This is a genomic window from Pseudofrankia asymbiotica, assembly GCF_001983105.1.
Classification (GTDB): Bacteria; Actinomycetota; Actinomycetes; order Frankiales; family Frankiaceae; genus Pseudofrankia; species Pseudofrankia asymbiotica.
This window is the reverse complement of the sequence record NZ_MOMC01000101.1, coordinates 25,310-31,338: the sequence shown is the minus strand read 5'-3', so window position 1 is coordinate 31,338 and position 6,029 is coordinate 25,310. Positions and strand designations below refer to the sequence as shown.

Genomic DNA, 6,029 nt, shown 5'->3' with positions numbered 1-6,029 from the left:
AAACTCACTTTGCGCATTGCATCCGCCGAAAAGATTGCCAACAATTTCCTTTTGCGACAGGACCAGGTCGGCAAGGATCACGTCTGCTGTCATTGCCCCCGCCACAGGGACCGATGTCAAACAGGCGCGGCCGCCCTTGCGCGTCAGAAGCAACAGCGGCTTAAGCATGTCCGGTGTCATGAGGCCGGCGCACAAGATGGTCTTGTCGGCCATTACACCCCGTGTCAGGTCCCCAACGAGTGGCAGCGCCTCGTCCATGCTCGACACGGCATGGGTTGCGCCGAAGACCTTCGATTGTTCGCGCCGAAAATCGAAAGGATCTACAGCGACAATGGTCTCGGCGCCAGCGATTCGAGCACCCTGGATAGCGCTAGAGCCAATCCCCCCCGCTCCAACGACTACCACGGTGTCCCCAGCCTCAACACCAGCTCGGTGGACCACAGCACCGAAACCCGTAGCCACACCGCAGCCCACGAATGAGGCAAACTTCAGGTCAATGTCATTGTCAATCTTGACGCACGAATCCTGGTGAACGACGAGGTCGGGCGTGAAAGTCCCAAGCATAGAGAACTGGCGCAACTCGTGACCGCGCGCGCGGACGCGCGCCATACTGTCCGTGATCGGAAGCCCATTTGTGATGACGGCGCCGTAATCGCACAATTGAGACGACCCACTTGCACACCAGCGACAATGGCCACATGAAGGCATGAAAGCGAGAATCACATGGTCGCCCTCCACCAGCCGAGTGACGCCAGGCCCTACCTCCTCGACCACGCCTGCGCCTTCATGGCCACCGATGAGGGGTAGAGTCATCTCCAAATCGCCCTTGACGACGTGGTCATCGGTGTGGCAAAGCCCGGAGGAGGCGAGCTTGATGCGGACCTCGCCGAAACGAGGAGGATCGATCTCGGTATCTTCGATGACCCATGGCGTACCTACTTGCCACAGGACGGCYGCTCTCGATTGCACGGGGGACCTTTCGGATGTCGGTACGCGGACTCTTAGATGTAGATGGCTTTGGTCTGCGAATAGGCGTGGAGCGCATCGGCGCCCAGTTCACGGCCGATTCCACTTTCCTTATAACCACCGAACGGTGCGTTGATCGCCACGTTGTAGCGATTCACTCCGAATGTTCCGGTCTGCACCTTGCGGGCTATTTCGAGCCCGCGGTCTGGATCAGAGGTGAAGACACTCCCCCCCAAGCCAAAGGGCGAGTCGTTGGCCAACCGAACTGCCTCGTCGTCTCCCTCATACGGGATCACCGCGATGACCGGGCCAAAAATCTCCTCTCTCGCGATTCTCATGTCATTTTTCACATTCGCGAAGACTGTACCCTCGACGAAATATCCTCGATCGAACCTGGTGGGGCGACCACCACCCGCTGTCACCTGCGCCCCTTCGGCGATCCCTGCCTGAATGTACCCAGTGACCCGTTCGAGTTGACTCTTACTCGTGAGCGGGCCCGCCTGCGTCTCGGGGTCGAACGGGTCGCCAATCGTCATCTCATCCATGGCCGATGACAACGCTTCCACCATTTCGTCGTACCGACTCCTCGGCGCCAGAATGCGCGTGTTCGAGTAGCACGTCTGGCCGGTGATCGGGATGACGAAAGTCGAGAGGTTCCGAGTGAAGGTCTCGACCTCCACGTCATCAAGGAGAATGCCCGCCGATTTGCCGCCAAGTTCTAGGGTGACTGGCTTCAAGAGCGACCCARCAGTCCGTGCAATGGACTTGCCTACCACGGTTGATCCAGTGAATGCGATCTTGCGGATCAAAGGATGACGTACTAGCGCCTCGCCAGCGGTGACTGCCCCTGTCACATAGTTGATGACGCCCGGCGGAAATCCGGCCTCCACCGAAGCTTCGGCAAGGTGGATCAGATCCAAGGACGTCTCCGGAGACGGCTTGATCACCACGGTGCAGCCAGCCGCTAGTGCAGGACCCAACTTCCATGCCAAGAGCGCTGTTGGCCCATTCCACGGCACGATCAAACCAGCAACACCAATAGGCTCGCGGCGAACGATGGTGGTTGTCCCGTCAGGCGCTTCGACTTCTGTCTCGACCTCGAAGCGGTCCGCGAGATCAGCGCTGTAGCGGTAAACCGAGTCGACGTGTATTTGATTCCCAAACGTCGCGAAGCCGATTGGAGTGCCGTTCTGCTCCGAAACAAGACGAGAAATAACATCGCTACGCTTCAATAGCGCGTTAGCGAGAGCGCGAATGTAGCCGGCTCGCTCTTTGGGCGTAAGCGCCGCCCACGCAGGTAAGGCTCGGTCTGCTGCTCGCGCCGCCATATCGATATCGTCCGCACTGCTGTCCGCCACGCTGCCAATTACTTGCTCGGTGGTCGGGTTGATCACCGGAATCCTGGCGTCCACCGAAGACGGAACGAACTGCCCGTCGATGTAATTTGTCGCAGTGGTCACAACCAACTCCTTGCATTTGTAATGACGGCAACACATTGGGATGACCGTGCGGGTCCGGCCGGCCTTGAAGTCAAAAAGCGTGCCGCCCCTTCGGCCACTTTTCAATCGACTCGAAGTGCTGAGGCAGGACACGCCTCAACAGCGGCGTGGACTCGGGAAAGGTCGGCCGGCGCCACCGATGGCGAAAGAATAATCAATGCACCGTTCTTTCCGATCTCGAAGTGAGCTGGGTCAAGAACCTCGCAGATTCCGTTCCCCGCACAGCGGTCTCGATCTACGACGACGGTGTGCACACTGTGCTCCTGCGGTCGGCCCGATACGTTGGAGGCAGTAGGGATTCTCCTGTTTCCGGGCAATTTTTTCTGTGTCTCATCGGATTCCGCCACCACGTTAGTTGACGCTCGCAGGCAGGCGCTTCACGCCGTGGATGGTCTCGCTGTAAAGAAACTCCGGTTCACCCACCCGCAGCTTAGGAAGTCTTGTTAGTATCTCGCGAAAGAGCGCCTTAAGCTGAGCCTTAGCGATGCCATTGCCCATGCAGTAGTGAACTCCCCCGCCACCAAAGGCAATGTGACGGTTCGGGGAGCGATCGAGGCGGAATGCACCAGGCTCGTCGAAGACCGACTCGTCGCGATTCCCCGAACAATAAAAGAGACCGACCTTATCGCCTTCACAGATGTCGATGCCGCGCAGGTTGATGTCCGCCGTGGCGGTCCGAGAAAACGCAATGACCGGAGAGGCATGCCTGATGAACTCCTCCACGGCCGCGCCGATGCGACCGTCGAAGTCTTCTAGGAGCCAGGCGCGCTGATGCGGATTCTTCTCAAGCGCGATCACTGTGAGTGTCGTGGACTGTTTCGTCGTGTCGAGGCCAGCGCCACATAGCAGTACTAGAATGGCGCCGATCTCGTCTTCGCTAAGCACCTTCCCGTCGATCCTCACCGTGCCCAAGGCTGTGAGGATGTCCTCCTTCGGCTGCTTGCGTCGATGACTCACCAATTCGACGCCCATCGCTTGGATCGCAGCCGCCTGCTCCAACATGAAGTCGAGGGTGCTCGTGCCTTCTGGCAGGAACTCAGGATCACGAGATCCGATCAACTTGTTGCCCAAATCAGCGAAATGCTCCGTTAAAGAGTCAGGTACTCCAATCAKGTCCGCGACGGTCTGTAGCGGCAGCTTCGCCGCGACCGCGCTCACGAACTCGATATCGCCGGCTCCAACGGCGTCATCGACGATCTTGGCGGCTCGCTGATTAATCTTGTCTACGAGCCCCGCTACGGCCTTGGGTGTGAAGCCCGCACTCATCACTTGGCGGTACTTTGCATGGTCTGGAGGATCCATGGTGAGAAAGGTCGGTACACCAACGAAAGGCGTGGGTGACAGGGCGACCGRTTGAGTGGAGGTGAACAGCTCGGGGTGCATACTGACGTATCGGATGTCTTCCGCGAGCGTCAGCGCCCAGAAGCCGGCCTCGTCGTGCATACCCTCAGGTTGACCGGCCACCTCCAAAGGCAGGTGCCAACTGACTGGCGCGTTCTCGCGCAGCCATGCGAATGCCGCGTCCCGCTCATCGAATGTCTGGCGCCAGAATTCGAGGCTGGAGATATCCTTACCCGTGGTGAGTGGATGCGCCACGGAGTGTGGGATTTTCGTTCCTTTGTTCGTCATGCCTTGCCGAACCTTTCGCGAGACGAATTTCGCTTGTGGGTTGCCAACAGGCGACCGCCAAGGCGGCTCACCTGCCTAGAGCTTCGAAACCGCTCTCGCCGAGTCGGGCGCTCTCCTCTACCACAGTGGATTGCCGCGGCCGTCCAATTAGGGCCCTTCCTTCGCGGAATCTATCGACCGGTCGGACGGATGTCAAGGATGCCTCGTTAGAGCTGCCACTCGAATCGGACTTCACGATGCGGCTTCTTAGCCTTGATCCACTGGTGGAGACGGCTTGGGCGCGGCTGACGCGATGACGCCGGTTCCCCTCCCGTCAGCTTGCGATCAACCAAGCGTGGCTCGAACCCGCCCTGACCGGCAGCGAGCTGCTCGCCTACACGCGAACGCTACTGCTGGACGGCGAGCACGCCCTAGCCGGACTTCCGCCAGTTCGTAGGCACGTGAAGGCTTGGTTGGTGGTCTTGTTGCAGGTCATGGGCTGGGATGTGTCCCAGGGCCCCGGCAAAGTTGCGTGTTGGYAACCGAGGCTCATGATCGTGGAGGGGGCGTTCGGCGCGGTGGGTGTGGTGGCGGGTTCCCTGGGCGATGTTGGTGGTGCTGGTGAGGCGCAGGATGATGATCGCGAGGTTGCGGAGGCCAGCCATGACGCGGAGGCCGTTGCCGGTCCTGACCTGGCTGAGGTCCTAGCCGTAGGTGACGTCGCGGACCCAGTGCAGCTGTTTTTCCACGGGCCAGTGTCCGCGGGCGAATGTGCCGGGGCTGGCCTGGTGGGTCGGCAGGCTGACCAGGTAGACGACCTCGGTCTGGGCTGGGCCACCGGCCACCGGCCAGGGGTGGGCGGCGGCGGGTGATCTTGCGGCCTGCGTGGCGTGCGGGAAGAGTAGCCCGGCGGACCTCGATGGCCTTTGCGCGTCCAGGCAGTCCCCGRCCAGCTGCTGGCACTGCCCGGTGCCGTAGTCGCTCTTGTCCCGGGCGCACATGTAGGCCGGGTGCAGCCGTCCCCTGGCCCGTGCTGGTAGCGCGCCGTCATCCTGGCCCCGCAGCGGGCGCAGACCACCAGCCGGCCAGCAGGGCCGTGCCGTCGCGCACCGGGCCCGGGACTGGTTAGCCTGCATCCGCTGCATGTTCCGCTCGTACCGCTCGGCGCTGATATAGGACGGCAATACCCCAGGCAGACAGACGGTCCACTGTGCCCGCTCGGTGCGCACCCGCCCAGGTAAACGGTCTACCCGCCTGGCGCCGTCTTGGGTCCARCCTGCTGCGGCCGTAGACATGGATACCCGCGTAGGCCGGGCTGCGCAGCAGGTTGTGCATCGCCGCCCGGCTCTGCCGCCGCCAGCTGACCCGCCCACGCTCGGACCCCGCCCGCTCTCGCACCCCGACCCGGCTGCCGTTGGCAGCCAGGAACACAGCACCGCGTTGATCGTGCCGAACCGCTCGAACAGGTCGAAGACCAGCCACACCACCGCTTGGACCTGCTCGTCCGGGTCCAGAACCACCTCACCCGACCCCGGCACACGAACCCGACCGGCAACGGCACCGCCAGCCGGAACATAGGCCCCGTCCAAATCGGCCAGCAGCGTTCCCGACAGGGCACTCGGCTCCAGAAGCTGATGCAACTCCCGGCCCGATCGGGCCAGCCGGGACATCTTCAGGCCCACCACGATCCCCACATGATCCAGCCCGACCTCGAAGACCAGCCGGGCAAACCCGGCCGGGCCTGCACACCCGAGGCCGAACACCGGAGATCCTCATCGATCACCAGCACCCACGACCGCGCCCACCCCAACCCGACCGCCCGCTCGACCAGCCCGTACTGCAACCGGGTCGACACCTGATGATCAGTAACCTGCTCGGCGGTCGACTGAGGCACATACACCGCCGCCAACGATCACGATGCCACGGCTGAACCTTGCCACCCACGCGCTCCTGCAT

General features: G+C 61.7%; 6 protein-coding genes. 1 reads left to right on the top strand and 5 read right to left on the bottom strand.

What is annotated here, in order from left to right; genetic code table 11:
- The 5 genes from BL253_RS39980 to BL253_RS44405 form a co-directional block, all read right to left on the bottom strand.
- On the bottom strand, positions 1-969 hold a 969-nt coding region (locus BL253_RS39980), incomplete at its 3' end, for an alcohol dehydrogenase catalytic domain-containing protein (RefSeq protein WP_081439029.1).
- Between the two features lie 32 nt (positions 970-1,001).
- Positions 1,002-2,426 (bottom strand): aldehyde dehydrogenase, encoded by a 1,425-nt coding sequence (locus BL253_RS35690; protein ID WP_241835435.1) that lies wholly within the window; start codon positions 2,424-2,426, stop codon positions 1,002-1,004.
- 101 nt (positions 2,427-2,527) lie between these two features.
- Positions 2,528-2,719, bottom strand: coding sequence for a ferredoxin (locus BL253_RS45660; RefSeq protein ID WP_076822112.1), 192 nt, complete (start codon positions 2,717-2,719; stop codon positions 2,528-2,530).
- Positions 2,720-2,816: 97 nt separating this feature from the next.
- On the bottom strand, positions 2,817-4,094 hold the full coding sequence (locus BL253_RS35680; RefSeq protein ID WP_076822216.1) for a cytochrome P450: 1,278 nt from the start codon (positions 4,092-4,094) through the stop codon (positions 2,817-2,819).
- Positions 4,095-4,777: 683 nt separating this feature from the next.
- Positions 4,778-5,218, bottom strand: a complete 441-nt coding sequence (locus BL253_RS44405) for a hypothetical protein (RefSeq protein ID WP_241835434.1) — start codon at positions 5,216-5,218, stop codon at positions 4,778-4,780.
- Between the two features lie 549 nt (positions 5,219-5,767).
- Here BL253_RS44405 and BL253_RS44400 point away from each other — a divergent pair.
- Positions 5,768-5,932 carry a hypothetical protein gene (locus tag BL253_RS44400; RefSeq protein WP_241835433.1) on the top strand — a complete coding sequence of 55 codons (165 nt, stop codon included), beginning with the start codon at positions 5,768-5,770 and terminating at the stop codon, positions 5,930-5,932.
- Positions 5,933-6,029 lie beyond the last annotated feature (97 nt).